This window comes from Mailhella sp., from assembly GCF_057866825.1.
On the sequence record NZ_DBMAHT010000156.1, the window covers coordinates 1 to 4,036 of the forward strand.

3 protein-coding genes are annotated in these 4,036 nt (G+C 62.6%); 1 reads left to right on the forward strand and 2 read right to left on the reverse strand.

The window, feature by feature from the left end; genetic code table 11:
* The coding region (locus ACZM96_RS09895) for an alanine/glycine:cation symporter family protein (RefSeq protein ID WP_489488843.1) at nt 1-1,288 on the forward strand (1,288 nt) is incomplete at its 5' end.
* A 271-nt stretch (nt 1,289-1,559) separates the two neighbouring features.
* On the opposite strand, the gene ACZM96_RS09900 is transcribed toward ACZM96_RS09895, so the two are convergent.
* Nucleotides 1,560-3,485 (reverse strand): oxidoreductase, encoded by a 1,926-nt coding sequence (locus ACZM96_RS09900; RefSeq protein WP_489488844.1) that lies wholly within the window; start codon nt 3,483-3,485, stop codon nt 1,560-1,562.
* Nucleotides 3,486-3,800: 315 nt separating this feature from the next.
* A partial coding sequence (locus ACZM96_RS09905; protein ID WP_489488846.1) for a tripartite tricarboxylate transporter TctB family protein occupies nt 3,801-4,036 on the reverse strand: 236 nt, incomplete at its 5' end.

Consider the following 4,036-nt stretch of genomic DNA (forward strand, 5'->3'; position numbering starts at 1 on the left):
CTTCCTGCTCTGCGGCACGGGCATTTTCTACACCATCCGGCTGCGCTTCATTCAGCTGCGCAAGCTGCCCCACGCCTTCCGCCGTCTGTTCAGCAACATTTCCCTGCACGGTGAAAGCGCCGACCACACCGGCATGAGCTCCTTCCAGGCGCTCGCCACCGCCGTGGCCGCCCAGGTGGGCACGGGCAACATTGCCGGCGCGGCCACGGCCATTGCCGCCGGCGGCCCCGGAGCCATCTTCTGGATGTGGCTGAGCGCCTTCTTCGGCATGGCCACCAACTACTCCGAAGCCGTGCTCGCCCAGAAGTACAAAACCACCAACGAACGCGGCGAAACCGTCGGCGGACCGGCCTACTACATCCGCGCCGCCTTCCCCGGAGCCTTCGGCAAGGCTCTCGCCGGCTTCTTCTCCGTGGCCATCATTCTCGCCCTCGGCTTCATGGGCAACATGGTGCAGTCCAACTCCATCGGCGCAGCCTTCAGCACCGCATTCGGACTCTCGCCCGTGCTCGTCGGCGTCGTCGTGGCCCTCATTTCCGCCGCCATCTTCCTCGGAGGCGCCAAGCGCATCGCCTGGGTCATGGAAAAGCTCGTGCCCCTCATGGCGCTCCTCTACGTGGGCGGCTGCCTTGTCATCATCTTCGCCAACATCACCGCTCTGCCCGTCGCGTTCAAAACCATTTTCGTCATGGCCTTTGATCCCCAGTCCGCCGGCGGCGGCGCTCTCGGCATCACCGTGCGCGAGGCCATGCGCTACGGCGTGGCCCGCGGCCTTTTCTCCAACGAAGCCGGCATGGGCTCCACGCCCCACGCCCACGCGCTGGCCAAGGTCGCCCATCCCGACGATCAGGGCATGATGGCCATGATGGGCGTGTTCATCGACACCTTCGTGGTGCTCACCTGCACCGCCCTCGTCATCGTCATCACCGGCGAATGGAACTGCGGCAGCACCGGCACCGAACTCGCCCAGATCGCCTTCGACACGGTGTTCGGCTCCCTCGGCAACATCTATATCGCCGTCTGCCTGTTCTTCTTCGCCTTTTCCACCATCATCGGCTGGTACTTCTTCGGCGAGGCCAACGTGAAGGCCCTGTTCGGCGCAAAATACGTCAAAATCTACGCCGCCATCGTCGTGGTGTTCATCGTCATCGGCTCCGGCCTCAAGGTGGACCTCGTGTGGAACATGTCCGACATGTTCAACGGCCTCATGGTGCTGCCCAACCTCATCGGTCTGCTGGCCCTCTCCGGCGTGGTGGTGGCCATCGCCAAAAGCAAGCGCGGCGACTGATTCCCGACGACGCCTTCCGATACTCGAATCTCTGCCGCCTGGCGGCATGTCATGAGGGTGCGACGCTCCGCCCTCATGACCGCAGACTCAAAAGGACCTTCCTTCGGGAACGGATACTCCCCGTCCCACTTAAACATCCGAGCATGACGACATGCCCTTCGGGGCCGATCCTGAACAAGCTCCAAGACGAAAAGAGCCCGTGCCGAACAACGACACGGGCTCTTTTCATGCAAAAACGCTTCCGCAGATCAGGGGAAATTTCCCCTGCTGTTTACAGCTTCAGACCAAGCGCCAGGCCCTGATCCATGGCCTCGTAGGCATCGCCTATGTGATCGCAGTCGCCGATGGTATACACAGGAATGCCGCAGTCGCCGAGCGATTCCTGAAGCTTCTTGTCCGGCACCGTGCCGATGGCGAGCACCAGCGTGTCGGCCTTTACGGGGAAGAGCGCGTGGCCGTGATCGATTTCCGCGGTATGCGCGGTCAGACGGAACAGCGTGGAATCCGGGAACAGACGGATGTTGTCGCAGTTGGCGATTTCCTGGAACAACCAGCCGCGGATGCGGGAAATGAGGCCGCGGCCAAGCTCGTTGAGTTCCACAAGGCACACCTTCTTGCCTTCGCGGGCGAGCTTGAGCGACGTTTCCAGACCGATGTAGCGGCCGCCGAGCACCACACAGCGCTCGCCGGTGCTCACCTTGTTGCGCAGCACGTCCATGGCGTACACGATGGGCATGCCGCTGTCCTGACCGTCCACGCCGGAAAGCGCGCGGGGCGTGGCGCCCGTGGCCAGCACCACTTCGTCGGGATGCGCCGCCATGATCTGTTCGCGCGTCACCGCCGTGTTCATGTGAATGCGCACGCCGGCCTTGTCCATGTTCTTCTTCAGCCACGGCACAAGCGTGCGGAAACTCGCCTTGTCGTCGCCGGCGGAAGCCACCAGCCACTGACCGCCGAGCTCACCGGTCTTTTCAAAAAGATCCACGTGGTGGCCGCGTTCGGCCAGCGCGAGCGCGCAGCGCATGCCCGCCAGACCGCCGCCGATCACATAGATGTTCCTGGACTTTTCGGCAGGACGGGAAACATAGGTGTCTTCCATCATCAGGGCGGGGTTCACCGTGCAGCACATGCCGCGGCCCACCAGTCTGGGGCGCGAGGCCCAGGTCTGGCAGTTGTTGCAGCGCACGCAGCGACGGATGGTGTCTTCCTCGCCGCGGCGCAGCTTGCCCACGTAGTCGGGATCGGCCAGCAGCGGACGCGCAATGCCGATGAAGTCGGCCACGCCGTCGGCAATCATCTTGTCCGCCTCATGAGGATCGTGCAGGCCGCAGCTTGCGATGATGGCCACATCGGGAAGCGCCTTCTTGACCTTGGCGGTGTCGGCGATGTTCTGCGCCGAACCTTCCGCATAGATGGGAACACCGTGCCACAGACGTTCCTGACCGCCGCCCGTCATGAGGAAGGCGTTCACACCGGCCTCGGCCAGATAGCCCATCTCTTCAATGCCCTCGTCGAGAGTCATGCCGCCTTCCATGTAGTCGCACTTCGGGAAGCGGATGTACACGGGAAAGTCGTCGCGGGTGCGCTCGCGGATGGCTTCCACAATCATGCGGGGAAGCGCGATGCGCTTTTTCGCCGTGCCGCCGAAGTCATCGGTGCGGCGGTTGCTGTAGGGCGACAGGAACTGACTGATGAACTTGCCGGAACCGCCGTGCAGAGCAAAGCCGTCGAATCCGGCTTCGTAGAGTCTCTTGCCCGCCTGGGCGTAGCATTCGATGTAGTCGAGAATTTCCTGACGTGTCATTTCTCTGGGAACCACGAGATCCCAGGAGCCGCGCACCGGAGAAGGCGCGATGCATTCCTTCTTCGTGCCCGCGCGGGAGCCTGCGCCGCCGAGCTGCAGAAACACCTTTGCGCCGCCGGACTTGATGAGCGCCGCCAGCTCCGCGAGCTTTTCAATGTACTTGTCGTCCCACAGGGCAAGGCCCTGCGCCAGCTTCACGGAAGGCCACGCAAAGGTCTGCTGCACGGTGACGAGACCGGCCTGCCCCAGGCGGGCCCTGTGAAAGGCAAACAGCGGTTCGCCCACAAAACCGTCTTCCGTTCCGCCCCGGGTCTGCACCGAAGTCTGAACGTAGCGGTTGGGTATTTCAAGATTCCCGATCTTCGCGGGGGTGAAAAGGTGAGGAAAAGCCATCTCATGCCTCCTTGTAATCTAACCATCGCCCGGCAGACGCAACACGCCGCCGGATCTCGGCGCAGAAACTGTCAGAATTCCGATTGTCGTGCTGCGGAGCCGCCCGGCGCCGCGCTAAGGCGCGCTCTGCCGACAGTACGAACACGTCTTCAGGCGCAGGCCGGGCGTTTGCGGCGCATCGGAAGCTTGTCCGAACCGCCGCCTTCCGCATCCGAAGGCGCGACGGCACGTCCGTCACGCCCCGAAAAAACGAATCCGCCAGACCGGTAGTTCCCGAATCCGGCGAATTCCCTGATGGTTGCTGGAAAAAGTGAACTAGAACAGAATGCCGCGGGGCGTGTTGACGCTGAAGCCGAGGGAGAAGATGACGTAGCACACGGCCACGAACACCAGCGTGAACACCACGTTCCAGAAAAGATCCCTGGCCTTCAGATCGTTCTTCAGCACGGTGCAGAGAATGAACACCAGCGTGGCGGAAGACACGTAGAAGCCGATGTACTTGATGCACAACACATAGGCGATGAGAAGCACGGCGTGCATGCCTATGCCCT